Consider the following 25,644-nt stretch of genomic DNA (forward strand, 5'->3'; position numbering starts at 1 on the left):
GCGCCCTTGTTCACGGCCGACGACCGTTGAGCTGGCCATGCGCAGGCCCTGCGCGCAGGCCGGGTTTCAGGCCGACGCGATCGGCGGCGAGGCGGCCGGCCTGGTACTCCGGATCCAGGTTGCGCGAGCTGCGCCCGGTGGATGACTCCAGCTCGATCCCGGCCACATGCAGGGCTTTGTCGATCAGCTCGCCCCTGAGAACGACCAGGCCCGTCCCGGCCGGCGCTGGCGGCGGCTTGAGGGCGCGGATCCGTTCGGCCAGACGTTCGGCCATGCCGTCGAGGAAGGCGCGGATCCGCATGGCCTGAACCGTCCGGCGCAGCAGCGCGACGTCACGCTGCAGGCGGGTCAGCTGACCGCGCATGGCGTGCTGACAGATCTCCAGCAGGTATGTCGCGATCTCGACTTCGTGCGTGAAGCCGAAAAACGTCACCTGGACCGGCCGGACGCCGGCCCCTGTAGTCCAGTAGCGGACGCCGACCAGGTCGGCGATGGCCGCGGCGACCTTCCAAACCTGAGGGCCAAGGTCGTCAACGTCCTGACCCATGGTCTGGGCGAAGGGCGTCGAGCGCAGCTCCAGGTCGTCGAGCGTCAGCTCGTACTGCGCCAGCAGCTTGGCGGCCAGCTCGGCTGCGGCCACGGCCTCGGCCTCCGTGCAACCGTTGGCGACCGTCTTCGCCAGCAGGGCGCGGATCCGCGCGGCGATCTTCTGGCGCTCCATCACGGGCGCGCCCTGCGATGATCGGCCGTGATTTGGTCTGCAGCCCGGAGATAGTCGCGCGGCGAGCGAAACGTCCGCGTGGGAACCAAGTCCTTCCGCCCCGCGTCCCATTCGGCGAAATGCCACCAAACGAGTTCAGTCAGCGCCTCCCAGGCCGTCTCCTCAGACCATTCGGGCGTCTCGCCCCCGTCCGGCCCCCCGACCATGATGGTGCCCTTGCGGGCTTCATTCGGGGGGCGGAGAACGATGTATCCACCCGCCCGTGTTTGGCGTTTGAGCGGAGCCCCCCTGGCCGTGCTGTAGTCGTTCCGCGGCTCATGGCCAGGATGACACCGGAACCGGTCCCAGTGCTTTCGGGCGCCGATCAGCGTGCCCACGCTGCTTCCGCCCAGCTCAGCGGGGTACTGTTCGCGACGATCACCTAGGAGCGGGAGCAGGGGCGCGGCGCGCTTGGAGAGCTTCTTCAATGTGCGCAGGTTCACGGGGCCGCCCTTCCTTCGACGATGGCGTAGCAGCGATGCGGGATCGCGAACCCCGCCCGCCGGAGGTCCGAGACGCGGGCGCCCATGGCGCGCCAGCTGCGGTCCAGTTCCCGGCCGATCTCCGGGAAGGTGCAGCCGGCCGAGTAGAGGCTGAGGATCTCGCGCGTGCGGGGCGTGAGCCGCCCGGCCGGGCCGAGGATCTCGGCCACGTCGCGCGGATCCCGGCCGGCGATCTCTGCGATCTCCTCGACGCTGTCGCCGGAAAGCGCGCACTCCAGCGCCCAGGAGCGTTCTTCGTCACACCAGGGCCGCGTCATGGCCGGGCCTCATGGCTCGCCCGTGCCCGGCGCGTCGCCCAGCCCTTGCGGGCCTGCTGACTGTTGCAGCCTCCGCCCCGGAAGGGCGGGGCCTGGAACCGCACACCGCAGTCCCTGGCGCGGCCGGTGACAGTGTTCTTCGTCACGCCCAGGAGGGCTGCGGCTTGTCGCTGAGACAGGCCGAGGTCGGCCAGCGCCTGCAGGCGTTCGCGTTCGGCGTTTCGGTCCAGGGTCATGACCGTCCCCCGTCGATCACGGTCGGCCGGAAGCCGCCCCCGTCCGGCCGCTCGACCCCGGCGGCGTGCAGGAAGCCCCGTCGCCATTCGACGTACTCCGCTGCTGGCGCCCCCTGGAGGATCTCGAAGGCGTAGTGGCCGAGCGCCCGCAGGACGGTCGGGCCGTCGAGCTGAGGCGCACCCGCGCCGTCGCGGGGCGAGCAGGTGACGGCGGCCGCGTGCAGCGCCTCCAGGAGGAGCGGGAGGGGGTTGTCCGTCGTTCGGCCATCGGCGTCGCGCAGCACGTCGGCGGCCACAGTGGCGAGGATCGCGCCGACCTTGCCCCGGCCGGCCCCTGGATCTCGCTGTTCCCAGACGATCCGAACCAGGGCGCAGTAAGCGCCGATCGTCCAGCTCCCGGCGTGCTGGCCGGGGGGGAGCTGGGCCAAACCCTGCAGCAGGGATTGCCGAAGATGCTCGAACCCGCCCGCGTACTCGCTCTCATGAAAACGGGAGACCATCAGCTGCGCTCCTCGACGGGTTCGCCGTGGTCCGGCCCGGTCTCGGCGCCGTCTTCGTGGGCCAGCTGTGCGCGACGCTCCTCGATCATCCGGGCGTAGTTCGGCGCCACCATCGGGTAGTCGGCGGGGAGACCCCACTTGGCCCGGTACTCCTCAGGGGAGAGGTTGTATTTCACGCGCAGGTGGCGGGTCATGGACTTGAACCGCCGCCCATCCTCCAGGCAGGCGATGGAATCCGGGCGAACGGACTGCTCGATCGGCACGGCCGGGGAGGGCGAACCGGACTCCTCGACCGCATCGGGGGCCGGGAGAGCGGCGGCGACCACAAAGCCCTGAATGGCATGAAGGGTGATCGTCCGGGGCTTCCCGACGTCGCGGCCGGTTTTCAGGCTTACCTGCTGCGCGTGGAACTGCGTCGTCTCCACCGGATAGGCCCCGCTCGCGCGCTCCGATGCGGCCAGGAGCCGATATCCGGACGCCGCCCCGCCGATGCTGACCACGTCGCCGACATGGAACGCCAGGAGCGGGGTTTCAGGCTCCTCGGCCGGGGGCGCTGCCTTGGCCGCCCAGGCCGCCGCGTTGAGCGCCTTGGCGAAGGGCTCGTAAGCCGCGCCAACTTCCATGAATAGCGGCGTCGCCGGCGGGATGATGCGCGCCAGAGTGTCGAGCAGGGCGCGGCCGGTGCGATGCAGCTCGGCCTGCAGTTCGTCGGCCGACTGCAGAGGCGGCGCGACGTGGCCGGCTGCGAGGTTCAGCGCGAACGCGGTCAGCTCGGCCCGGACCAGGGCGAGATCCTCGGTCTCGTCGCGCCACGGATCGACGCACGCGGCGGCCTTGCCGTTTTCGCCGCGGATCTCGGCCGTGGGTTCGTGAGCCGTGAAGGGGCCTTCAAGGCCGGCGAGCGCCAGGAGTTGGGCGAAGTCGCTTGCGCCGGCGGCGATCCCCTCGCGGACCTGTTCGAGCAGCTGCGAGGGCTCCTCGGAGTCAGCCTCGATCGGGAGATCAGTGTCGGTCTCCCCTGCGGGGGCCGCATCGACCGGCGTCGGGTTGAGCCAATCGGACTCGTAACGCCCCTCTCGCTCGATCCGCATCTGCAGGGCGAGGGGATCGTAAGAGCTGGCGAGCGCTTTCAGGACGTCCAGGGCCGCCGGGGTCAGCTCGACGGTCCAGGTCTCCCCTGGCTTGGCGGCGAACTGCAGGAGCGGCTTGGGCTCGCGCTTCCAAAGTCCAACCGCGACGCCGTCCAGCCAGTAGGGGCCGACGGGCGCAGGATTGCCCCCAGCCCGGGCCTGGGCGTGGGCGACTTCGCGCAGGATGCGGATTTCGACGGCCGCGAGAGTGTCCGGCGGCGTCGTACCAGCCGGCTCGGCCGGCGACCCGGCGCGCGGGCTCTGTCCGGTCGGCTGCGAGAGGTTGAGCCAGTCGTACAGATACTGGCCTTCGGCAAAGTCATCGGGATCGAGGGCGCCGGCGGCCATGCGGGCGCGGTGGAGAGCCCCCTGGCGGTTGCGATAGAGGCCGAGCCGCGTCAGCGCCCCATGCACGCCGCCTCCGCTGCTGGCTGCCCCGGCGCTGAAATGCAGCTTCGTGAAGAACCGTCCGTCATCCGCGCGGGCGAACTCAAGCATGCCGCCATGCAGCTGGCCGCGCTCCCCTGAGTCTGGGATGCGGCTGATCTCTGTCCATCCCTCGCCGGGCCGGAAGTCTTCCGCTGGATGGCGAAGGATTCTGTCGGCGATTTCCAGGGCCATGAGCTGCTCTGCAGCTGGCCACCAGTCGACGGACTTCACATCTCCAAATGGGGCGTCCGCCCCGGCCCCCTGATAAGGCTGGCGGTACTTTTCGAGATAGGTGACGACCTGGGGTTCGGGCTTCGCCTCGACCTTCTCTGTCGGCGGGGCAAGCGTCAGAAAGGGCGTCGCCCAGCGGCCGAGGTTGCCCATCTGGCGGGCCTGGTCGGCGGAGAGACCGGCCTCGCGGCGCAGGTGGAAAAGGGCGCGGGGGTTGTCGGCTGGGTGCAGGTTCTCCTGGCGCAGGCGGATATGGCCGAGCGGCTGCAGTCGGGCGCCGGCGACCTTGGGCGTGGCGTCGCCATTGATCAGCAGTTGGGCGAGCTTGGCGTTCTCCAGGCGGATCGCACTCTGCGAGGCCATGGCCTTGGTCCAGTCGATCTCGACGACCGGAACCGGAGAGTCGGGGAAGTTCTGCGAGGGGTTCAGCGCGGCTGCGGCGGCGATCTCGCCCAGGGCGAGGAGGTCGCGGGGTTCGAGCTTGGGCTTCCGCGCCGCGTCCAGATCCTCAGGCGAGGCGGCGGCCAGAGCCCCGCCGGGCGCGATCTCCTCCAGGTCCCGCTGTTCGGCGGTCTTGTCGTTGATCTGGCGAAGGTGCTGCAGGATTTCGCGCGCCCGGGGGATGGTCAGAAACTGCGGATCGTCTTTCGGAAGCCGCATGCGCGCCTGCAGATCAGGCGTCAGGTTCATCAGGTCGAGGCGCTGCTCGACGAAGCGGCGCGTCTTGCTGACCGCCTGGGCGATCTGGCCGACGCCCCAGCCGTGAGCCTCTTTGAGTTGCTTGAATGCAAGGCCTTCCTCCAGGGGGTGAAGGCCCTTGCGCTGCAAATTCTCGACGACCTGGTCGGCCAGGATCTCGGCTTCGTCGGATTGCGAGCTGACGTGATAGGGGATCTCGCGATCGGCTGGCCAGCGGGCGTCTTCCTGAGAGATCAGCAGGCCGATGGCGCGCCAGCGGCGCTCGCCGGCGACCAGCGTCGCGGCGTCCGGTCCGGAGAGGCGAACCAGGATCGGCTGCTGCAGGCCTCGATCGGCGATGCTCTCGGCCAGTTCGGCGAGGTCTTCCGCGTCGAACTGCTTGCGCGGTTGCTTCGGATCCGGCGCGATCTGGGCGTGCGTCAGTGGGGGAAGGCCGGCCCGGAGGCGACCCTCGACAAGATGCATGCCGGCCAAGGCTTGGCGGCCGCCGTCAGTCAGTTGGACCGGGGGCTTGTCGGGAGCCTTTTCCAGGGCGATCCAGCCCTCGGCCTCCAGCCCTTTGAGCGTCTTCCGGAAGTTCGACGGGTCGCGATCCCAAAGGCGGGCGAATTCCTCGACGGACTTCGGCGCGCCGTGAGTTTCCAGGTGTTCGAGCAGGGCGCGGTTGTCCACCGCAAGACGGGTCAGGGCCTTCATGGCGGATATCCTCAGGCGGCCGCGGCTGACTGGCTCAGCCAGTCCAGCGCTTCGGCGATCTCGTGCTGCGCGAGGCCTTCAACGAAGGCGACGGGTTGGATGGTGTTCGGCCCGTACTCAGGGGGCGCGTCGGCCGGGATCCGGACCAGGATCGCCACGTCGCCCAGCTGCAGGGCGCGGGCCTGGATCGCGTCGGCCGCGACGCCAAGCCGGCGGACTAGCTCCCCAATCGCCTGATCCGGGGTTGGTCCGAACAAGGTCAGAAACCCGCCCTTGGCGGCGAGCCGAGCGAACTCCGTAAAGCGGATCTGGATCACCCGTCCGCTCCGGAATGCGTTGTTGATGCGAACCCGGTTCGCATCAGACAGCACGGGGGCGCTCATGCCCGCCCCCAGCGCCGACGTACCGCGGCGGCCGCGACCAACCGGCGCAGCGTCGAGCGCCACGCCGGAGGTCCCCAGGTCACAAGGGGGGGAGGAGAGAGCGAGAGCCGCTCGTAGGCGGCCCTGGCGGCGGCCCAGCGCGGATCGTTGGGGGAGACGATGAACACGCCGCGCCGGGGATCCCAGGCCACCATGGGGACGGGGCGGGGTAGGACCGGAGCGCGCTCAGCCACGGCGGGCGGGGTCAGCCTTCTGAGGGGAATGATCTGCGCAGTCATGATCAGGCCGCCTGAGGGGCTTGGGCGAGCGAGCGCGCCAGATCGGCGAGGGCGCGGCGGACGCCGGGTTGAAGCCGCGTCGCCGCCTGGGCGATGGCCTGCCCCTCCGCCGACCGGAAGAACTCCGCCATAACCCTGGCGCCCTTGGGGTCGGGCTCCGCTTCCTCGACGCCCTCGAAGAACCAGGCGCAGGGGACGTGCAGCGCCCGGGCGATCTCGACCAGGCGCGAGAATGAGATCCGGTTCGTGCCGGCCTCATACTTCTGGATCTGTTGGAAACTGACGCCGCAGGCCTTCGCCAGGGCCTCCTGGCTCAAGCGGATTTCCTTCCGGCGGGTTCGGATCAGGACGCCGACTCTGACGTCAAGCGGGTGGGGGGCGTTTTCGACGACGGCCATGGCGGCTCCTCTCGCTGTCGCGTCCTCCGTGCTGTCGTTGACAACCGGGAACGGTTGCAAGGGACAAGCTTCCGTTGTCGTTGTCAATTGTCACGACAGCAAAAAAGGGGCCGAGACCGCGCTTGGCGGCGCCTAACCCTTGGCGGGCATGGCTTCCAAGGGGGGTAAAATGTCGCGAACTCTAGTGCTTGGCGGGCTTGCGGCCCTTGGTCTGGCCGGGGTCGCGGTTGCTCAATCACCCGAGCCGGCGGCCTGCGTCGCGTTGGATGATCGGCCCTGTTACGCCTCGCCGACAGTGGCGACTGAGCGGGGGGCGAGGCGTGCAGGTGCTGCGCCTAATGAGGCGGCGGGCTATTCCAAGGCCCGCGAGCTGGCTGCGTCAGGGAAATGCTATCGCGCTCTGGACGCCGCCCAGGCGACGCAGGATCCGGCCCTGGTGGCGGAGATCCGTCGGGCCTGCAGTCTTCCCCCGGTCGGCGACCCGAAGGATGGCGCGGTTAAGCTCTGGTGAGGCGGGCTCAGCGGTCGATGCGGTCTTGCACGGCATAGACGCCGACAACGTCAGACAGATCGAACTCGACGATCCGTTCCTCCGGCTGCAGCTCCCGGACATAGAGCTTCTCGCCGTCCGTGTGGTCGAACAGCTTGACGTAATAGCCCTGGCTGCGCGTCTCGACGACGCAGCCCTGTTCGCGCCGGGGCCAGCGATCCAGGTCATAGACGATCGTCGTCCCTGAGGACGCCCACGGGTACATGGAATCCCCGATCAGCTGCATGGCGCGGCTGCTGGGTCCATAGAGCGAGGCGAGGTCGAGCCAGCGCTCAGGCTCCGTGACGTCATAGATATGCGCCCCGCGCAGTCCGCCCCGGCCGCGCCCCCAGACTGGAACCTGCAGCGACGCGGTCGGAGCTGAGCGGGCTGCGCCCGTCGCGGCCGCGGGGCGAGCCTGGTCAGGCGCGGCGTCGGACGATCGGCCTCCGTCGGCTGGCTCGCTCAGAACCTGCGCCTTCTCCCGTTCCAGATCCTCGGGTGTGAAGCCGAGCGCCCGCGTCAGCCGGTCCTGCACGTCGCTGCGCAGGATCACCTGGCGTTGGCCGGCTTCGTAAGCCTGCCAGGATTGCTTGCGCTGGCCGATGGCCGTCGCGGCCTGTTCCTGACTGACGCCCCGGCCGTCGGGGCCAGCCCGCATGCGCAGGCGGCGCAGGGCTTCTGCGGTCGCTTTCACGGCGGCGGAGGGGGCGATCTGTGCTGTCATTCCTAGGCTTTTGTCCCCAGCTTGCAGACCCGGCAACGCGCAATCCGCTGTCGAAAGTGACAACGATCCGTTGTCAAAGACAGCAAATCAGGTTCCATCTCTGGGCGTCTCGAATCAGGACGCGCAGAGATGCACCTCACGAAACCCACGCCTCCCCCGATCATTCGACCGCCCCTCGCCCGTTGGGTCTGGGAACGGTTCGACACCCTCAGGGACGCCGGCGCGTACTTCGAAATGAGCGGGGAAACGGTCCGGGGCTATTGTCTCCCGTTTAGTCACCCGGACCGTAAAGTTCCCCGCCCGGAGGCGATGGCTCGTATTTACGAGCTGACGGCCGGAGAGATCACCCCTGACAGCTTCCATCAGCTTGCGCCGATCGCCGAAGGGCGCCCGGCCGAACTGGTGCGGGCGGTCTGATCGTGACCTGGGGCGGCGTCTCTGCGAGCAGCTCGAAATGCTCGCTGGCCTGCAGGAAGGCTCCAGCCAAGCCGTCGAGCGCCGCGCGGCCGCCGGGCTGGGTGAATGGGCAATTGGCGGGCTCAGCGCGCAACCGACCGGCTGCGTCGTACTCAGCCAGCTTCGTCCGGACATACGCCCGGCCCTCCTCGGCTGAATTCCAGGCTCCGGCGTCGATCAGCGCATCGACCATCAGTCTCAGGACGGCATTCGAGTTCATTTCGTTTCCCCCGGCCGCGGGGTTCTCCGCGGCCTCAATCACTGAACACGCGCGAGTTTTCTCGCGGGGGCCAATCGCCCCTGGCGTCCGCCTGCCATGCCTGCACGCCCGACGGGCGGAACAACCTAAGCTTTACCGTAGCGAGCATTTCCTAAACGGGGTCTTGCCATGAGCCGTCCGCCCGAACCCACAAGCGCCGATCTCGCCAACTGGCGGAAGCTGGTGCGAGAGGCCCGAAAGGCCGCAGCCGCACCGGCGGCGCCCTGCGGAGACTTGTCCAGCGCGGAACGCATGGCCAAGCGCTCCATCGTCTTAGGGCCTATGAGCGCCCTCAATCCTTGCATTCAGCTGGTGCGACGGGCGGGCCAGTTCGCCGCCTCGACCGTGCGCCAGCGCCGGGAGCAGGCGCCCGCGTTGATCGAGGCGTGTGAGGATGTCGAGGCGCGTCTCAAGTCCCCGGCCGCCGCAACGGGTGGCGCCGTGCCGCCTGCGCGCCGCCATCGCGCCGATATCGACGGCTGACCATGCGCGCCCAGCTGCGACGGGAGCTGTTCCCGCAACCTGCGCCCAGCCAGTCGCCGCCGCTCAGCGCCGACCATATGGCCGAAGCCCTGATCCTCGCGGCGATCGCGACCGGCGAGATCGACCGCCTGCAGAGCCATGGCTCCGCGGCGGTCGCGGGACTGATGACCTTGCGCGCCCGCTGGATCGCCTTGGCCGCCTTGCTGGCGCTCCATCCGGAAGCCGAGTTCGACCAGCTGGCGCGACCGCTGAACTGCGCGCCGAGCCCCCTGCGTCAGCTGGCGCGGATGCGTGGCCTGCCTTGGTGGTCCGAGGGCGACGTCCAGTCGGTGTTCATCGCCCTGGCCGAGCGCTGGAGCGCCCGGGCGATCGCGGGCGGACCTGAACTCAGGGAGACGCTCGCGGTCGCCCTGGCCAAGCGCACAAAACAACCCATGGGGGCTGCGCCATGAGCGCGATCGACGACCATAGCCTGCTGGCGATGCATGCCGCCCGCATGTCCATCGCATCTATCGCTCAGACCATGGGCTGGGGGGAGGCGCGGACGCGCAACCGCCTGGACGCCCTGACCAGGGAGCCTGGCGCAGGGTTGAGCCCGACGACGCCGGCCGAGCTGCGGCAAGATTCCGACGAGGAGCCCAAGGCCGAGGCCCCGATCGGGGAGGGCGAAGGGCTGGTCCTGAGGAGTTTCGCCACCTTTCCGGCCGGCCACGGTGCGTCCTGCAGGATCGCCGACGGCCGCCATGTGTACGCGCTGACCGGAGCCGAGCGCCTGGAGCCGGGCGCGCGGATCCGCATCGTCCAGGACGGCGAGGTCTGGCGCGCCTTGGGTGCGGGAGCTGGCCATGCGTAGGCGTCGCTTGGTCTGTCCGCCCCGGTACAACTGGCCCTTGATCGAGGTCGTCTGCACGGATGCAGAGTTTCCGCTTGTCCAGTCCGAGGTGCGGTTCGCGTTCACGCTCGACCGGCTGGCTGATCTCAACCAACGCATCGCACGGTTCGAGCGTCAGATTCCCCGTCGGCCCCGCCGCCGTTGGTCGGTCATGGTCGATCTGGAGACGATGGGGACGACGCCGGGCTCAGCGATCGTGTCGATCGGGGCCATCGCTTTCGATCCCGTCGCGGGCAGGTTCGGCCCCTGCCTCTATGTCCCGATCGACCTGGCCTCTAACCTCGCCGCAGGCCTGACCGAGGATCCCGCCACGCGCGCCTGGTGGGCGCGGCAAAGCGCGGCGGCGCGCGCTGTCCTGACCGATCCCGAGCGGGTCGCGCTCCCCGACGCGCTTGCCGAGCTGGACGCCTACTGGCGCGAAGTCTGCGGCCAGGAGTTCTGGGCGCACGGGCCGAACTTCGACGAGACGCTCCTGACCGCGGCCTATCGGGTCGTCGGCCGTCGGCCGCCTTGGGCCTTCTGGAATACGCGCTGCACGCGGACGATCTATGCGGCCGCCGGCGTCGCGCCCGATCGCGCGAAAGGCGTCCACCATAACGCGCTGCAGGACGCCATGAACCAGGCCGAGGCCGTGGTCGAGGCGTATCGCGTCCTACGGCTCGGCCGCCGGCCGCTGCGCTGGATCCTGGCGCGCCTGTGGCGGCGGATCCTGAGGGGGCGGTCATGAGGGCGCCCTTCCGCGGCCTGGCCGCAATGGCCACGACGGACCGAGACCTGCACGCCTGGGTTCATGAGCTGAAAACCTGGCCAGAGATGTTCGAGGCGGTCCGTTCTGGCGCCAAGCCCTTTGAGATCAGGCGAGATGACCGTGGGTTTGAGGTCGGCGACTGGCTGCGCCTCCGCGAGTTCGAGGACCTTCCTCAACGCTACACAGGTCGCGAGCTGCGGCGCCGGATCTCTTATGTCCTCCCGGGTCGCCAGTTCGGCCTAGAGCCCGGGTTCGTGGTTCTCGGACTGAGTGAAGGGCCTGACCAGCTGCAGGCTGAGGTCGATCGTCTCCGCGCGCTGCTCAACGCGCCGGAGCTGCGCGACTTCGCCTCTGGCGTGGTGCTGGAGGCCGCGCATCAGCGGGAACGCTGGGGCGTCGACCATGACGCCGGCAAGGGGCCTGAGGCCTGGTTCTGGCTGGTCGGCTTCCTCGCCGGCAAGGCGCTGCGTTCGGCTATCGCCGGCGATCTCGACAAGGCCCTGCATCACTGCATTTCGACGGCGGCGGCCCTGGCCAACTGGCATGCCGCCCTGCTGGGCGCGGACAACCGCATGCGGCCCGGAATCGCGCCTCCGGATGGGGGTGGCGCATGAGACCCCTCCCATGGTCGCCGGGCTATCTCGCCTTCGTCCTCCCGTTGAAGCCCGAACAGGTCTTGCGGGTCGAGGGGTCGCACCCGTTCGCCCCCACGCCGGAGAGCCGCCGCGAATGGGCCTGGATCCAGACCGCCCAGCGGCTCGCCTGGCAGTACGGGTGCGATGGCGCGCTTGAGCGCCTGAACGCCTATGCGGCTGATGGCGGTGGCGCGGAGGCGGCCGCATGAGCCGGGCCGCTTGCACCTGCAACTGGCCGGGGTGCGCGGCTGGGGCGATCCGGTCCAGCTGGGCCTGCGCCGACCACTGGCCGAGGCTTGACGCCAAGGTGCGGATCCCGCTCGCCCATGCGGCCCCGCGGCCGGGAGAGGAGCCGAGGGCCTACTTCCTGCGCGCCGGGGCCGAGGCCTCCGCCTGGATCGAGCGCCATCTGGCCAAGTCCGCCGGCGGCGGGGAGGGCCTGGTTTGAAGCCCCGCGGCCACAGCGCCACAATGGCGCACGTCAACCCCGCGCGGGATGCGACGAACCTGTTCCCCACTGCGCCATGGGGCGGGCGGACCATCGGCGAGATCATCGCGCGCCTCGATCCGAGGGCGCGCAGCTGTTGGGAGCCGGCCTGCGGCCCGGGCATGCTGGCGCACGGTTTGAACGACAATTTCCCGGTCGTCTTTCAGTCGGACTATGTCCAGTACGGGGCGCATCGGATCTTCGATTTCGTTCGCGCGCCGGAGGACCAGGTCCCGTTCGTCGCCGACTGGATTGTCACGAACCCGCCGTTTGATCTCTGCGAGGAGTTCGTCCAGCTCGCCTACGCCCGCGCCCGGCGCGGGGTGGCCATGCTCTGCCGGCTGGGCTTCCTGGAGGGGCAGAAGCGCCACCAGCTGCTCTATAGCGATTGCCGATACTATGCGGTCGCGCCCTTCTCCGAACGCCTGCCCCTGGTCATGGGCTGCTGGGATCCCGAGGCCTCCTCAGCTGCGGCCTATGCCTGGTTCATCTGGCTCAAGCCTGGCGTCGGGCCGCGGGTCATGCCGCCCCATCCCTATGTGATCGATATCCCGCCGGGGAGCTGCGCGCGGCTATCGCGTGACAGCGATCTGCAGTTCGCGGCCATGAGGGCGGCGGCATGAGCAAAGATGCGCCGGCCCATACCGATACCGTTCAGACCCTGCTGATCATGCTGGCGTCCGTGATCCCCAGCGGACCGGCCGCGCCCCTGGCCAGTATGGAATGGCGAGCCATCCGTCAGTCATGGCTCGTCGCGCTGGGCGAGGGCGGATTGAGCGAAGCCGAGGCCCGCAAGATTGAGGCCTCTGCCCGGGCGAGCGTTCTGGCGGACTTCTTGGCGAAAACGGCGCCTGAGGGGTCGGCATGAACCCGCCTCCGTTCAGCCGGGCCGCCCAGGCCTATGCGCGCCTGGGGATCGCCGTCTTCCCGCTGCGCGAGCGGGAAAAGAAGCCGCTCGCCTATTCGACGGGGCTGCTGGCCGCCTCGACAGATCCGGATCTCGCCGCGGCGCGATGGGCCGGGCAGGCCTCTCTGCCAGTCCGTCCGCCGAAGGAACCGGGCGAGCGCCTTCCGGACCAGATCCTCGCCCACGGCCGCTGCAATGTCGCCTGTGCGACGGGCGCGGTCTCCGGGTTCTGGGTCCTGGATCTCGACGGCCCGGATGCTGAGGAAGATCTCGCAAAACTGGTCGCCGTGCATGGCGAATTGCCGGAGACGGTCGAACAGGGGACGGGCAAGGGCCGTCACCTGTGCTTCGCCTGGGATCCGGCGTTCGAGGTCCGCAACTCCGCGAGCAAGATCGGGCGCGGCATCGATGTTCGGGGCGACGGCGGATACATCGTCCTCCCGCCCTCGATCCATCCGTCTGGACGGGCTTACGCCTGGACGCCCGGCCGGTCGCCCCGCGACCGAGCCTTCGCCGCCGCCCCGTCCTGGCTGCTGCAGCTGGTCTGCCCGCCTGCGCCGGCGGCGGCCGAGGCCCGCCCGGCGCGGCCGACCGAGCGCCTGAGCGGGACGACCAAGTTCGGGCAGGCGACCTTGAACACGTCCTGCGCCGAAGTGGCGACGACCCCGCCCGGACAGCAGCAGAGCAAGCTTTTCGGCTATGCCGCCTTCATCGGCGCCTATGTCGCCGGCGGAGAGATCGACGAAGGCCAGGCCCGCGAAGCGCTGATCGACGCTGGACTGAGGATGGTCGCCGCCAAGGGCGCCTGGACCCGCAAGGAAGTCGAGAGCGCCGTCGTCCGCGGGATGGAAAAGGGCGCGAAGCATCCGAAGACTGCGCCGGCTCCCCAGCCCCTGCGCACGGCCGGCGATCGCGCCGTCGATGCGCGCCGGGACAAGCCCGTCCAGGCGGCGCAGGCGGCGGGCGCGATCCTGGACGCCCGTCGGCTCTGGGACGGCGCGCGTCCCGCCGATTGCCGCGCGGTGCGATCCTGGTTCGCCGCCCACAATCTCGACCCGGAAGGCCTGCCCGGCGGCCTCGGATCTCTGCGCGCCCATGCGCGTGCGCCGATCGGCGACGGGGCAGGCCCGGCGCTGCTCATTCCGCTCCTGGACCAGATCGACGGCGACGAATGGAATCGCGAGATCGAGGCGCTGGCGATCCTGCCCCTGCAGGGTTCGCGCGTGGCGCGGTTCGTCGGCCCGGCGCGGGACCGCGTCGCCTGCCTTTCGACCTTGCCGGCCGACGGCGCGCTGCTGGTCGCGCTCGACTTCTGCGACGCCTGGACCCTCGGCCAGAACGCCTGGGAAAGCGGCCATGAGCTGGGCGTGATCCTGGCCCCGACCCTGCGCGCCTTCGCCGGCGAAGCGCTGGGCGACCGATGGGGCCGGATCGATCCTGCGACGCCCCATGCGGATCCCGACAACCCGCCCTGGACGCTGGAGGGCGCTCGCCCGGTCTTCCTGGCCGTGCGCGGGGATCTGCGATCAGGCGAACACAAGCGCCGGCGGACCCTGGGCGGGACGCAGCGACTGCAGCTCCAGGGCGAGGCCGCGGCGCGGTTTTTCGGGGGCCTGGCCGATCAGGCCTGGCGGCGAGCCGGTGCGAACCCGGTTCGCATCCTACGCCCCTCGACAGGGGTCGGTTTCAGTGAGGGGAGGCGAGGCGCGTAATGGCCGGAAACGTGGTGCATGTGGAGTCGTTCGGTTCTGGCGTCCGGAGGGGCGGCGGGGGGCCGAGCCCGGAAGATCTGATCCGCTTCCCCTGGAACGACCTGGGAAACGCCATGCGGCTGATCCTGCTGGCCGGGGGCGAGGTTGACGCCGACTGTCAGGTCGATTCCACGAACTCGACCCTGCTGTACCTGCTCGGCATGGGCTGGGTCGGCTTCAACGGCGTGTTCTGGGATCGCAAGTATGGCGAGGATCTGGCGCGGAAACTGGCGCACCAGGTCAGTCAGCGGCTTCCGGGCCTCTATGCGGTCCTGAAGGTGGCCTTGGCCGACAACGCCCCGCCCTGGAAAGACTTCAACAAGTTCGCGACGGAGACGGGATCGGCCGGCAAGACGTCGGCCATGCTGCGCCAGGCGCAGTCCTATCTGACCGTCGAGATCGACGCGTTCGATCAGGATCCCTACGCCCTGAACGTCGAGAACGGGACGCTCAAGCTGCGCTGGACGCCGGCGACGAAGGCCGAGGACGGCGGGGACAAGGGCCGGTTCCAGGCGGTCCTGGAGCCGCACAATCCGGCCGATCGGATCACCCGCGTCTGCGGCGCGGCCTATGACCCGAAGGCCAAGGCTCCCCTCTTTCGCAAGGCGGTGGTCGACTCCATCCCTGACGAGCTGGAGCGCGGCTACACGCACAAGCTCATGGGCTACGGATCGACCGGCTGCGCCCATGAGCAGGCGTTTTTCATGTTCCAAGGCCGGGGGCGTGACGGGAAATCGACCATCCTGGACGCCTGTCGTGAGACACTCGGCTCCTACGGGGTGGCCGCGTCGCCCGATACGTTCCTAGAGGGCGGGATCCGCAGCGGGGCCGACGCGGCGCCGGACCTGATCGCCCTGTCTGGCGATACGCGACTTGCGGTGCTGTCAGAGCCCAAGCGTGGCGCGAAGATGAACGAGGGCCTGTTGAAGGCCTGGACGTCGGGCTCGCCGATCTCCGCGCGGGATCTGCACTCGAAGCCGATCAACTTCCGGGCAAAGGCGAAGCTGTTTTTCGAAATGAACAGCTTTGTCGTCGCCCGGGGCGATGACGACGGGATCTGGCGACGGGTGCGGCCAGTCCTGTTCCGTCACCAGGTCCCGGAGAGCCGCGTCGATCGCCTGTTACCGCAGAAGCTGGCGGCCGAGCGCGCCGGGATCCTGAATTGGCTGATCGAGGGGGTGGAGGCCTGGCTGAAAGCCGGGGCGCTGGAGCCGCCCGAGAGCCTGAAAAAGGTCGTCGAGGATTACCGGCGCTCGTCGAGCCCCTTTGGCGACTGGCTGGCCGAATGCTGCATCACCGGGCCGGAGGCGGACGGGGAGCGCGAGCTGTCGAAGACCCTCTATCTGTCGTTCAAGGAATGGTCCGAGGAGGCGGGCAACGACCGCGTCATGAGCGCGGCCGCTTTCGGCAATGCTCTGAGAGACCGACAGATCGGCGTGGCCGGCAAGAACGCCAAAGGGCTCAAGTATCGCGGCCCCATCCGGCTCAAGACTGATGAGGAGCGCGCCCAGGAGGCGAACCAGGCCGACGCGGTCGAGGCTGCGCGGGCGGCGGCGCGGGCGGCGCAACAGGCCTCTGCAGGCCCCGGCGGGGAGTTCGAGCCCGGCGCGTTCGAGCCGGATATCGACCAGGGCGGGCCGAGCGACTGGAGCGGCCAATGAGAACGGACAGAACGGACAGACGGACACCTGACGGCCGCCTGCGGAGACCGCGCGGGCGCAGGGCGAGGGCCGAACCGGCGGCCGGGCGTCCGTTGTCCGTCAAGTGTCCGTCCGCCAAGTGGCTGAAATCGCGGCCGAAACGGACAGAACGGACACCACGGACAGATTTCCGACCTTGGCGGCTAGGTGGGCGCACGCCGCACGCAAGTTGCGACACATGCCCTCTGTCCGTCCGTCCGTCCCGTCTTCTGCTGGCCTGGCCTTTCCCCCTTCTCCCTTCGGGATCCCTGAAATGATCAATCAAGATCTTCAAACCTTCCAAACCTTGGAAACAAACCCGAAAGCTGGCTTTCGAGTGCTGTCGATCGGGGGCGTTCCGTTCGTCCAGCCGACGACCCCGCCGATGGTCCTGACGACCGACCAGCTGGCCGCGCTCCGGAGCGCCGCCCGGGTTGCTGAGCTGGGACGCCGGCGTGTGGCCGAGGCCATCGTCGGCCATGTTCAGCGGGAGCTGGGCGTTTCGCCGGACCTTCACGCTCAGGCGATCGGGGCGGCGGCTGATAAGGTGGCCAGGATCCAGCGCGACCAACGCGCCCGCCGCGTCGGACAGGTCCGCCGTCAGGTCATCACGGCCAACCGGACGGTTGCCGCGCCGGCCCCCACGCCTGAGGTCCAGAAGGCCCTGCAGTCCGTCGGCGAGGCGCTCGACCGCCTCCGCGCGACCCGCCAGACCGCCCGCAACGCCCGCGAGGCCCTGGTTCGCAGCAAGGCGCTGAGCCCGACCGAACGCGCCGAACTGGCTGAGCATGCGAACCGGGCTCGCACGGCGAATTGGGCGGCCTTGGCCCTGATGCGCGAGCGTTCGATCGCGGCCGAGCAGCTGCGCCGCGCCCAGCTCGACGCCTTCTGGGCTCAAACAGCCGAGGCGGAGACGGCCGAACTTGCCCAGGCGCGCGGGGAAGTGATCGGGGCCTCGCGGGATGCGGAATCGTCGCGCGCGCTGCGGATCTCCAGCCGAGACGGCTTGGCGACGCTATTTGAGGCCGGGGCGATCACGGCGCATCAGTACGGCGCGGGCCGCGCCTATCGGGTGGCGTTCGAGGCGGCCGGCGTGATCCGGGTCGCCAGCTTGAACCCTGACGGACCGGCCGGAGGGCGGGCGCAACCTTCCGGCCTGCAGGCCCGCTCGGCTCACGAACTCCAGCGGGCCTATGTTCTCGCCCGGCTGCGCCAGATCGAGCTGGCCGTGTCTGGGCTGGGCGATCGGGAGCTGAATGTCCTGCGGAAGGTGGCGGGGGAGGCGCGGACGATCCGCGAGCTGGGCGGCGGCGGGAATACAAGGGAGGCTAATCAGGCGGCTCTGCGCCGGGCGCTTGAGGCGGCTGTTCGCGTTCTCGCCGGGCCTGTCCACCTTGGACTAAAGCGGGCGGCTGGCCGCTAAAGCCGCCCCTAAATTCGGCCTTGAGGAGGGGGCCGAATCGAGGCCCTATTCCTGCAACTTCAGATTTGCGACTGAAACCCGCCCGGGCCTCCCGAGGCGGGTTTTTCGTGTCCGCGATCTGGAGTTCGCGGCCCTCTCCCCGCGTTCCTCATGGCGTCACGGGGCGGTCCGGCGATGATAATGGTCGTCGGGCCGCTTCGCCTGTGTCGGAGCCCTCATGAAGGTCGAGCTGCGCCAGGGCGACGACGTCCTGCAGAACTTCGCCAACGGCCTAGGGGCTCTGGGCGAAGGGCGCGCCCGGAAGGTCATGGCGCGGGCTCTGAACCGCACCGGCGGTCCGACGCTGACGAAGGTCCGCCGCGAGCTGCGGACCAGCACGTCGGCCCCGGCGGCCGTGGTTCGCCGCCAAGTCGTCGCCGCCAAGGCTTGGGCCGGCGACGGTAGCGGGCCGGGCAAGATGGAGTTTGTGATCCGCGCCACGGGTCGTCCGTTGCCCCTGTCCCTGTTCAAGCCCCGTGAGTTCCGGTTCGGCGTGCGGGCCAAGGTCTGGGGTTCGTTCCAGCGTTACGAGGGCATGTTCACCCGGGGCGGGCGCTGGCCTGATCGTGTGCCCCTCGGCCGGGGCGGCCATGTGTTCGTCCGGACGTCCGCCGCGCGCCTGCCGATCAAGCGGGCGTTCGGCCCCTCGCTCCCAAAGGAGCTGATCGAGGACAAGATCGTCATGGTCTGGCGCAGCAGCACGGCGCGCCTGGGCGGCGATATCGCTCATGAGCTGGACCGGGAGCTTTCCAAGTTCAGCTGACCCCCTCGCCCCCGTCTCCCTAGCGGGGGCCGAGCGCCCGCGACCAGGTCCCTGCGCGCGCGTGACCGCAGCAGCGCGACGACCTGGTCGCGGGCAAGAACTACCCCCCCTCTGGCGACCGGACCCCCCCCGGGGTCGCGGGTCCTCTCCCCCGAACCATCGAACGCGGCGCCGCTGCGGCCCGGGTCTTGGCCAGTTATTGTCTAAAATCAAAGCCTAAAGAGCTAAAGGCCGCTGCTAAAGAGGAGGGCCGCCCGTGAGCGCAGCCGCTCTCGCCGCGACCGAAGAGGTCGTCAGCAAAGGTCAGTTTGCGATCCTGATCGGCGTCAGCCCAGGGCGGGTCTCGCAGATGATCTCCGAAGGGAAGATCGACGGCGACGCCCTGTCAGGTGAGGGCCGGAGCGCGAAGATCCGCGTCGAGGTCGCGCGCGCCCAGCTGCGCGAGCGCACGGACCTGGGTCAGCGGCTGGGGAATGGCCTTGAGACACGCCTCGACGGTTCGCTTCCGTTTTCAGGCCACGCCCCCCTGACTGAGGGAGCCCCCGACAACGCGCCGCGGCTGGCCGGGGCAGGGGAGCCCTCCCGCTTCCCGTCGCCGACGCACGCGCCGCCGCCAGGGCCGACAGATCCTGTGGCGGACCGGCTTAAGCAACTAAAGCTCTCAGACGCTGAGCGGCGCGAGCGTCAGGCCCTTGAGGGGGATCTCGCGCGGCGCGGGGCCTATGTCCGCTCTGATCAGTCGCGGGCCGCCATGGTGGGCGTCGCGCAATCGATGTTGAACGTGTTCGAGGGTTCGCTCGCCGACTTGGCGCAGGCCCTCGCGACCCGGTTCGAGCTACCACACCGGGACGTCGCCCATGTGCTGCGTCAGGAGTTCCGCGCCGTCCGCGCCCGGGCGGCGACGGCGGCGAGGGAGAGGGCCGAGGAATTGCCCCGCCTGATCCTGGACGATGCGCCGACCGAGCCCGGCGGGGAGGCTCGATCCGAGGAGGACTGACCTTGTCTATCCACCTCATGAATCCCGAGCGCATGGTCGAGGAAGCCGTCGCAGCGGTGATGGAGCCGCCGCCGCCGGTGGACTATCGCGCTTACGCGATCGCGAACATCAAGTTCAGTGAGCGCGAAAGTCCGATCCCAGGATCCTACAATCCGGACCTGTTTCCAGAGTTCGACGAAATCCTCGCCGCCCTCGGTCCCGACGATCCATGCCGGATCGTCACCCTAAAGAAATCCGCCCAGATGGGCGGGACGATCCTTGCCAACGTGTTCACGCTCGGCACGCTGCAGATGGATCCGTGCGATTTCCTCTACACGCACCCGACGGACGACAACGGTCGTCGCTGGAGCCGCCTAAAGCTTAAGCCCATGCTGCGCGCGACAGCGGCGCTGGCGAAGCTTTTCCCGGAGCGGTCTCGCGATACGGCCGACTCCGTCATGTTCAAAGAACGGGCTGACGGCCGCGGCTCGCTCCAAATCTCCGGCGCGAACTCCCCCTCCTCGCTCTCGCAAGTCAGCATGAAGCGCCAAGTCCAGGACGACTTGGCAAAATGGGAGATGAATTCAGCCGGCGACCCTGAGCGTCAGGCAGACAGCCGCTCGCGCGCGTTCGAGTTCGCCAAGCTGTTCAAGATCTCGACGCCCCTGGTCCTGCCTGGCTGTCGGATTAGCCGCTCGTTTGACGCCGGATCACAGGAAGTTCCCGAGGTCCCCTGTCCTCATTGCGACGCGTTCCAGGTTCTCGAGTGGGAGAACATGCGCGCGACGATCGAGCATGATCCTCTGGATCCGCACTTCACCTGCATTGAGTGCGGCTGCGAGATCCGCGAGCACCATCGACAGGAGATGAAAAAGCGGCTGCGCTGGAGGGCGCGCAACCCGAAGGCCAAGGCGCATCACCGCAGCTTCTGGATCTGGTCGGCTTACAGCGTCCTGCAGTCGTTCTCGCGGATTGCGCAGGAATGGCTTGCAGCCAAGGGCGACCCCGCCGCCGAACAGACCTTCCTGAACGACACTTGCGGCCTCGCCTATCAGGCGGGCGGCGAGGCGGTCCCTTGGGAGACGCTGCGCGATAGAGCGGCTGAGGCGCCGTACAAGGTGGGGCGCATCCCTCAAGGGGCGCTGCTGCTCACGCTTGGGATCGACTGCCAGGAGGATCGTGTCGAGTGGCAGCTGGTCGGTTGGGGTCGCGATCTGCGGCGATGGGTGATCGCCTATGGTGTGATCCCGAAGCATATCAGCGACGAAGAATGTCGCGCAAAGCTGGACGACCTTCTGCAGCAGCGCTGGCCGAACTGCGTCGGTCGCCAGGTCGGCCTGGATCTTGCGGCCATCGACGGGAACGCCTGGACTGAGGACGTCTGGACGTGGGCGAAGAGGCACCCTGCGACGCGGGTGATCATGGTTCGGGGGGTAGGGTCAGAAACGGCGCCCCTCTTCGCCCGGGTCAAACGCGAGCGGAACAAGCAAGGCAAGCTGCTGCGCTACTCGCGAAGGTTCTACAATTTCGCGACGTCGGTCCTGAAGATGGCGCTCTATCGGAACCTCTCAAAGGAGGACCCCTTGGAGCGCGGTTATGTCGGCCTGCCGGAAGGTCTCGACGACGAATACTTTCGACAGCTGACCGCAGAACGGCGCAGGCCAAAAAAGAACCGTCAGGGCTTCACGGTCTATCAGTGGGTCAAGGATGCGAACCAGGCGAACGAAGGCCTGGACACGCATCTGCAGGCTGAGGCCGCGGCAATCCGCCTGGGTGTGAGAACGCTTCCGGACGCGACCTGGTCGCGCTTGGAAGAGGACCGCGAAACGCCCCCCGAAGATCTCCAGCTTGATCTGGAGGATCTCATGACGATCCCGGTCGCAGGTCTGGCTGAGCCAACTGACGCCGCAACTTCGCAGAATGCGAACCCGGTTCGCACCGCAGAGCCCGCCCCAAGGCGTCCAACGCTCGCCGAAATCGCGGCGCGCATGAACCGGAGGTAAGTCAGATGCTCGACGGACTGCGCAAGCGGCTGTTTTCCGGATCTGCCGAGCGCGCGGGCCATAGCGGCAAAGCTCCAGCGACAGCGCGCTACGGGCGCCCCGATAGCGCAGGTGTTCTGAGCGGATGGCGTCCGGCGTTGCGCGACCAGCGGACGGACGTGCAAGAGGCTTGGACCGGCGTCGCCGCCCGCGCCATCGATGCGGCACACAACAGCGGCTGGATCGCCGGCGCGATCGAGCAAATGATCGCCGACGTCAACGGCCCTGAGGGGCTGACGATCAACGTCACGCCCGACCACCAGGCGCTGCGCTGGTCTGAGGACTTTGCTCAGGCTTGGGCTGCGGACGTCGAGAGGGAGTTTGTCGCTTGGGCGAACGACCCCCTGGAGTGTGACGCCCGGGGGAAGATGACGCTCGTCTCCATGGCCGACGCCTTGGTGCGCTGGTACATGCCGATGGGGGAGGGGCTTGCCCGCTTCCTGCTGCGCGAGCGTCCGGGCGCCACGACGCTGACCAAAGTCCAGATGACGTCGCCTGTTCGGCTGTCTCAGCAGTCATCCGAACTCCAGCAGTTGCACCAGGGGGTGTTCCTGGACGACGACGGGTTCCCCATCGGCTACCGGCTGCGCTCGCGGGTGAACGGATTCCCGAAGGATATTGACGTCCCCGCGCGCGATGGGGACGGCCGCCCGCTCATGGTTCACGTCTTCGACGGCGACCCGGACCAGACGCGTGGGATCTCGCCCTTCGCCCCCGCCCTCAAGACCGTCCGTCAGTATGACCAAGCGGCCGACGCGACCCTGACGACCCTCCTGCTGCAGACCATCTTTTCCGCCACGTTCGAGAGCGCGCAACTCCCGGCCGAGGCGCTGGAGGGCCTGCTGACCGACGGCGACCTTGGCGCTGGGTCCGGTGGACAGGTCGATCCTGCCGGACCGGGCGGCATGGCGGCCCTGATGGCGCAGCGTGGCGAGTGGTACGGGGCGAGCGGTCTCGACCTGGGTATTCACGGGCGCATCGCCACCATGTTCCCGGGCGACTCGCTCAAGTTCCACACGGCCGACACGCCCGGCGGGAACTATCTCCCGTTCTCGAACAACCTCCTTCGGGAGGTCGCCCGCTGCATCGGGACCACCTATGAGAACTTCACCGGAGACTATGCGAACGCGACATTCTCTTCGATCAAGATGGGGATCGCTTCGCACTGGCCGGTCGTCATACGCCGCCGCCGGGTGATCCCCAGGCCTTTCCTGCAGGCCGCGTTCGAGGCCTGGCTTGAGGAGCGGATCGCCAGAGGCTTAACCCCGTTTCCCGGCGGTCATAGCCGGTTTGTTCGGCAACGGGCGGCGGCTTGCCGCGCGCAATGGCGCGGACCCGCGAAGCCGTCGCCGGACGAACTCAAGACGGCGACCGCGCTCAAGATCCTGGTCAGGGACGTCGGCGTTATGTCGGTCTCGACGGCGGCGGCCGAGCTTGGTCTCGACGCCGACGCTGAGCAGAACCAGCGCGCTCAGGATCGTCGCCGCGCTGAGCGGTTGGGGCTTCCTGATCCCTACGCCCCCGCCCCGGGGACCTTGGACACGCGGTCCGAACGTAAGCTCCTGGAGGAGAACTGAATGGCCCTCCTCGACGGCGTCGATCTCTCGAACCCCTGCCTGGTCTGGCCGAAGCTGCAGGAGGCTTACTACAAGCTGGTCGCCGGCGAGACCGAGGTCCGCGTCCGGTTTCGCGAGCGGGAGGTCGAACTCTCGCGGGTGAACCTGTCGCTCCTGCAGCGGGAAATCGAACAGCTCAAAGCGGCGTGCGAACGCCGAAGTGGGCGCCGGGCTCGCTTCGCCTTACGCGCCGGCTTTAGGCCCCGGGGACCAGGTAGCGACTTCATCGGCGGCTAAGGCGGCCATCATTGACAGCAGTGGGGCGGTTCTTCGCGGGGCCGCCCTTTTCGTTTGGAGGAACCCATGGCGGTTCAGATCCTGGACGGGGAATTGATCCTGTCCGGTATGGTCGGTGACGACTTCTGGGGTGATGGATTCACGTCCGGCCAGGTCATCGCGGCGCTCGCCCAGATCGGGCGGAATGCGGACGTCACGGTCCGGCTCAATTCGGGCGGCGGGATCGCGACGGAGGGGGCGGCTATCCACGCCGCTCTGGCGTCGCATAAGGGGGCTGTGACAGTCATCGTCGAGGGGATCGCCGCCTCGGCCGCCTCCCTGATCGCCTGTGCCGGCGACGTGGTCGAGATGGCGCTCGGCTCGGTCTTCATGATCCATGACCCGGCCACGATCACCTGGGGAACTGCGGCTGACCACCAGCTGGCGATCCAGATGCTCGACAGCCTGGCGACGTCCTACGCCGACACCTATGCGGAAAAGACCGGCGACCCGACCGCCACCATGCGCAGCCTCATGAAGGCCGAAACATGGATGACCGCCCAGGAGGCGGTTGACCGCAAGTTCGCCGATCGGCTGGCCAGCGCCAATGACAACGCCGACCAGGCCGAACCGTCCGCCTTCGCCTACGCGCTCTACGGCAAGACGCCCGACCGCATCGCCGCCCACGCCAGCGCCAAGGGCTGGAAAGCCCCCGCCGGCGCATCCCTCAAGCCGGCGGCCGCCTCGGCTCCGGCCAAACCGGCGCCGAACAGCGCCTCTCCCCAGGCGACGCCCGTCGCCTCCCATCCTCCGGCGGCTCCTGCCGCCCAGCCAGCGCAACAGGAGCCCCCCATGGCTGACACCCCCAACGAAACCGAAATCCGGGCCAAGGCGACGTCCGAGGCTCAGGCACGCATTCAGGCGATCCTCACCAGCGATGAAGCTGCGGACCGCGCTGAGATGGCGCAGCACCTGGCCTTCTCGACCGCGCACTCGGCTGAGGACGCGATCGCCCTGATGAAGGTCGCCCCGAAGGCCGCGCCGGCCGCAGAGCCGGAGGCGGATCCGACGGCGCAGTTCATCCAACGAAAGTCGACCGCCCAGGACGGCCTGGGCGGTCCCGCGGGCAAGCCCGGCGCCCAGGACGCCCGGGCGTCCTGGAAAGGCGTCACCGACCGGGTCAACAAGCGGGTTTCGGGCGGCCGCTAATCCCGCCTCTCACTGGCCGCGCTGACGGAGATCTGCGCCGGCTCTCCTCATTCCCCAGATCACGGGATCAATCGAAATGACCATTCTCACCATGGGCCGCGTCGCGATGGCGTTTGTGCTGTCCGAAGCCGCCGGGATGCGCTCGCGGGCGGCCGAATTCCTGGGCGAAAGCCAGGAGATCGAACCCGGCCAACCTCTCGCCCGCGTCCTCGCCGAAACCGGCGTCGAGGTCACGGCCTCCGCTGTCGCGGGAAACACCGGGAACGGCGCCCTGACGCTTGCCGACCCCGCCTACAGCAAGGCTGCGCGGTCCGGCCGCTACAAGGCGATCTGCATCGCCGCAGCGGCCAACGGCGGCCGCTTCCGCGTCGATGACCCGAACGGCGTCGAGATCGGCCAAGTCAACGTTGGCGCTGCGTTCAATAAGGCTGTCAAATTCAGCATTGCTGATGGCGCGACGGACTTCGCGGTTGGCGACAGTTTCGAAATCCTGGTCGATCTCGACGCCGGCGGCGAAATGGTCGTGGCCTGGGATCCGACGGCGGACGACGGAACCGAGATCGCCGCCTGTCTCCCGCTCTATCGCTACAAGACCGGCGAAGGTGAGCGCCTGGCGATCGCGACGTTCGCCCGCGACGCTGAGATCAAGGCCGATCACATCGCCTGGCCGGAAGGCGCAACCGCTGAACAAAAGGAAACGGCGCTCCAGCAGCTCGCGCTGCACGGCCTGATCGCCCGCTAGTCGGCGACAGCCTGACGCCCCCTTCAATCGAACAAGGAAAGACCAACTCCGATGTTGGATATCTTCAATAACGACGCGTTTTCGGTCGTGAACCTGACCGACGCCGCCAACGATCTCGCCTTCGTCCCTGGCCGAATCTCGCGTAGCGGCCTCTTCCGCGCCGATGGCATCACGACCACGACCGCCGTGATCGAGACCAAGGGCGCTCGGCTCGCCCTGGTCGCGCCGACGCCCCGCGGCGGTCCCGGGGAGACCGTGAACACCGACAAGGATCGTCGCCTGATCCCGGTCAACGTGCCGCACTTTGAGCGGAACGACGCGGTGATGGCTGACGAAGTCCAGGGCGTGCGAGCTTTCGGTTCCGAGACCGAGGTCGAAACGGTCATGGGCAAGGTGGCGGAGAAGATCCAGGACCACAGTCAGGATCTTGCCGCGACCACGGAGTTCTCTCAACTCGGCGCCATCAAGGGCGTGATCACCTATGCCGACGGCTCGACCCTCGATCTGTTCCAGACGATGGGCGTCCAGGCCCCGGCCAATGTCGCGTTCAATGTCCCCGCCTTGA

The 25,644-nt window shown here is 68.6% G+C and carries 29 protein-coding genes; 21 read left to right on the top strand and 8 right to left on the bottom strand.

Going from position 1 to position 25,644, the window contains the following annotated elements; all coding sequences use genetic code 11:
- Window positions 1-10: 10 nt before the first annotated feature.
- From Q8N19_RS08805 to Q8N19_RS08840, 7 genes are all read right to left on the bottom strand, one after another.
- Window positions 11-721: a DUF2786 domain-containing protein gene (locus Q8N19_RS08805; protein ID WP_305589797.1), complete on the bottom strand. Its 711-nt coding sequence runs from the start codon at window positions 719-721 to the stop codon at window positions 11-13.
- Between the two features lie 478 nt (window positions 722-1,199).
- Complete coding sequence (locus Q8N19_RS08810; protein ID WP_305589799.1) at window positions 1,200-1,520, bottom strand: hypothetical protein; 321 nt, start codon at window positions 1,518-1,520, stop codon at window positions 1,200-1,202.
- Window positions 1,517-1,756 carry a hypothetical protein gene (locus Q8N19_RS08815; protein ID WP_305308858.1) on the bottom strand — a complete coding sequence of 80 codons (240 nt, stop codon included), beginning with the start codon at window positions 1,754-1,756 and terminating at the stop codon, window positions 1,517-1,519. Before Q8N19_RS08815 ends, Q8N19_RS08810 begins: the two co-directional genes overlap by 4 nt.
- Window positions 1,753-2,256, bottom strand: a complete 504-nt coding sequence (locus Q8N19_RS08820; RefSeq protein ID WP_305589801.1) for a hypothetical protein — start codon at window positions 2,254-2,256, stop codon at window positions 1,753-1,755. Before Q8N19_RS08820 ends, Q8N19_RS08815 begins: the two co-directional genes overlap by 4 nt.
- A complete protein-coding gene (locus Q8N19_RS16970; protein WP_371133817.1) occupies window positions 2,256-5,441 on the bottom strand; it encodes a MucR family transcriptional regulator in 3,186 nt (1,061 codons plus the stop codon). Before Q8N19_RS16970 ends, Q8N19_RS08820 begins: the two co-directional genes overlap by 1 nt.
- Before the next feature lie 11 nt (window positions 5,442-5,452).
- The gene (locus tag Q8N19_RS08835; RefSeq protein ID WP_305589803.1) at window positions 5,453-5,887 is read right to left on the bottom strand and encodes a hypothetical protein; all 435 of its coding nucleotides are present in this window, start codon (window positions 5,885-5,887) and stop codon (window positions 5,453-5,455) included.
- A 217-nt stretch (window positions 5,888-6,104) separates the two neighbouring features.
- Complete coding sequence (locus Q8N19_RS08840) at window positions 6,105-6,500, bottom strand: helix-turn-helix domain-containing protein (RefSeq protein ID WP_305589805.1); 396 nt, start codon at window positions 6,498-6,500, stop codon at window positions 6,105-6,107.
- 169 nt (window positions 6,501-6,669) lie between these two features.
- On the opposite strand from Q8N19_RS08840, the gene Q8N19_RS08845 reads away from it, so the two are divergent.
- On the top strand, window positions 6,670-7,011 hold the full coding sequence (locus Q8N19_RS08845) for a hypothetical protein (RefSeq protein WP_305589807.1): 342 nt from the start codon (window positions 6,670-6,672) through the stop codon (window positions 7,009-7,011).
- A gap of 7 nt (window positions 7,012-7,018) precedes the next feature.
- On the opposite strand, the gene Q8N19_RS08850 is transcribed toward Q8N19_RS08845, so the two are convergent.
- Window positions 7,019-7,756 (bottom strand): helix-turn-helix domain-containing protein, encoded by a 738-nt coding sequence (locus tag Q8N19_RS08850; protein ID WP_305589809.1) that lies wholly within the window; start codon window positions 7,754-7,756, stop codon window positions 7,019-7,021.
- 844 nt (window positions 7,757-8,600) lie between these two features.
- Here Q8N19_RS08850 and Q8N19_RS08855 point away from each other — a divergent pair.
- The 20 genes from Q8N19_RS08855 to Q8N19_RS08950 form a co-directional block, all read left to right on the top strand.
- Complete coding sequence (locus Q8N19_RS08855) at window positions 8,601-8,954, top strand: hypothetical protein (RefSeq protein WP_305589811.1); 354 nt, start codon at window positions 8,601-8,603, stop codon at window positions 8,952-8,954.
- 2 nt (window positions 8,955-8,956) lie between these two features.
- Window positions 8,957-9,406, top strand: coding sequence for a hypothetical protein (locus Q8N19_RS08860; protein WP_305589813.1), 450 nt, complete (start codon window positions 8,957-8,959; stop codon window positions 9,404-9,406).
- Complete coding sequence (locus Q8N19_RS08865) at window positions 9,403-9,807, top strand: hypothetical protein (RefSeq protein ID WP_305589815.1); 405 nt, start codon at window positions 9,403-9,405, stop codon at window positions 9,805-9,807. Before Q8N19_RS08860 ends, Q8N19_RS08865 begins: the two co-directional genes overlap by 4 nt.
- A gap of 37 nt (window positions 9,808-9,844) precedes the next feature.
- Window positions 9,845-10,573 (top strand): 3'-5' exonuclease, encoded by a 729-nt coding sequence (locus Q8N19_RS08870; RefSeq protein ID WP_305589817.1) that lies wholly within the window; start codon window positions 9,845-9,847, stop codon window positions 10,571-10,573.
- Entirely contained in the window at window positions 10,570-11,208 is a 639-nt protein-coding gene (locus Q8N19_RS08875; protein WP_305589819.1) for an ASCH/PUA domain-containing protein, read from the top strand. The genes Q8N19_RS08870 and Q8N19_RS08875 overlap by 4 nt, the downstream gene beginning before the upstream one ends.
- Window positions 11,205-11,438, top strand: a complete 234-nt coding sequence (locus tag Q8N19_RS08880; RefSeq protein WP_305589821.1) for a hypothetical protein — start codon at window positions 11,205-11,207, stop codon at window positions 11,436-11,438. Before Q8N19_RS08875 ends, Q8N19_RS08880 begins: the two co-directional genes overlap by 4 nt.
- A complete protein-coding gene (locus tag Q8N19_RS08885) occupies window positions 11,435-11,677 on the top strand; it encodes a hypothetical protein (protein WP_305589823.1) in 243 nt (80 codons plus the stop codon). Before Q8N19_RS08880 ends, Q8N19_RS08885 begins: the two co-directional genes overlap by 4 nt.
- Window positions 11,678-11,700: 23 nt before the next feature.
- Window positions 11,701-12,339 carry a hypothetical protein gene (locus Q8N19_RS08890; protein ID WP_305589825.1) on the top strand — a complete coding sequence of 213 codons (639 nt, stop codon included), beginning with the start codon at window positions 11,701-11,703 and terminating at the stop codon, window positions 12,337-12,339.
- On the top strand, window positions 12,336-12,584 hold the full coding sequence (locus Q8N19_RS08895; protein WP_305589827.1) for a hypothetical protein: 249 nt from the start codon (window positions 12,336-12,338) through the stop codon (window positions 12,582-12,584). The genes Q8N19_RS08890 and Q8N19_RS08895 overlap by 4 nt, the downstream gene beginning before the upstream one ends.
- Window positions 12,581-14,335, top strand: a complete 1,755-nt coding sequence (locus tag Q8N19_RS08900) for a bifunctional DNA primase/polymerase (protein ID WP_305589829.1) — start codon at window positions 12,581-12,583, stop codon at window positions 14,333-14,335. The genes Q8N19_RS08895 and Q8N19_RS08900 overlap by 4 nt, the downstream gene beginning before the upstream one ends.
- Window positions 14,335-16,035, top strand: coding sequence for a phage/plasmid primase, P4 family (locus Q8N19_RS08905; RefSeq protein WP_305589831.1), 1,701 nt, complete (start codon window positions 14,335-14,337; stop codon window positions 16,033-16,035). Before Q8N19_RS08900 ends, Q8N19_RS08905 begins: the two co-directional genes overlap by 1 nt.
- A 403-nt stretch (window positions 16,036-16,438) precedes the next feature.
- The gene (locus Q8N19_RS08910) at window positions 16,439-17,476 is read left to right on the top strand and encodes a hypothetical protein (RefSeq protein ID WP_305589833.1); all 1,038 of its coding nucleotides are present in this window, start codon (window positions 16,439-16,441) and stop codon (window positions 17,474-17,476) included.
- A gap of 217 nt (window positions 17,477-17,693) precedes the next feature.
- On the top strand, window positions 17,694-18,278 hold the full coding sequence (locus Q8N19_RS08915) for a hypothetical protein (RefSeq protein WP_305589835.1): 585 nt from the start codon (window positions 17,694-17,696) through the stop codon (window positions 18,276-18,278).
- 256 nt (window positions 18,279-18,534) lie between these two features.
- Window positions 18,535-19,275, top strand: coding sequence for a hypothetical protein (locus Q8N19_RS08920; protein WP_305589837.1), 741 nt, complete (start codon window positions 18,535-18,537; stop codon window positions 19,273-19,275).
- 2 nt (window positions 19,276-19,277) lie between these two features.
- Window positions 19,278-21,257: a phage terminase large subunit family protein gene (locus Q8N19_RS08925; protein ID WP_305589839.1), complete on the top strand. Its 1,980-nt coding sequence runs from the start codon at window positions 19,278-19,280 to the stop codon at window positions 21,255-21,257.
- A gap of 5 nt (window positions 21,258-21,262) precedes the next feature.
- Entirely contained in the window at window positions 21,263-22,873 is a 1,611-nt protein-coding gene (locus Q8N19_RS08930; protein ID WP_305589841.1) for a phage portal protein, read from the top strand.
- Window positions 22,874-23,149, top strand: a complete 276-nt coding sequence (locus Q8N19_RS08935) for a gpW family head-tail joining protein (RefSeq protein WP_305589843.1) — start codon at window positions 22,874-22,876, stop codon at window positions 23,147-23,149.
- Between the two features lie 66 nt (window positions 23,150-23,215).
- The gene (locus Q8N19_RS08940) at window positions 23,216-24,337 is read left to right on the top strand and encodes a head maturation protease, ClpP-related (protein ID WP_305589845.1); all 1,122 of its coding nucleotides are present in this window, start codon (window positions 23,216-23,218) and stop codon (window positions 24,335-24,337) included.
- 76 nt (window positions 24,338-24,413) lie between these two features.
- Window positions 24,414-25,079: a head decoration protein gene (locus Q8N19_RS08945; protein WP_305589846.1), complete on the top strand. Its 666-nt coding sequence runs from the start codon at window positions 24,414-24,416 to the stop codon at window positions 25,077-25,079.
- A 51-nt stretch (window positions 25,080-25,130) separates the two neighbouring features.
- On the top strand, window positions 25,131-25,644 hold a 514-nt coding region (locus Q8N19_RS08950; protein ID WP_305589848.1), incomplete at its 3' end, for a major capsid protein.

The sequence above is a fragment of the Phenylobacterium sp. genome (assembly GCF_030693405.1).
In the GTDB taxonomy this organism is placed as follows: domain Bacteria; phylum Pseudomonadota; class Alphaproteobacteria; order Caulobacterales; family Caulobacteraceae; genus Phenylobacterium.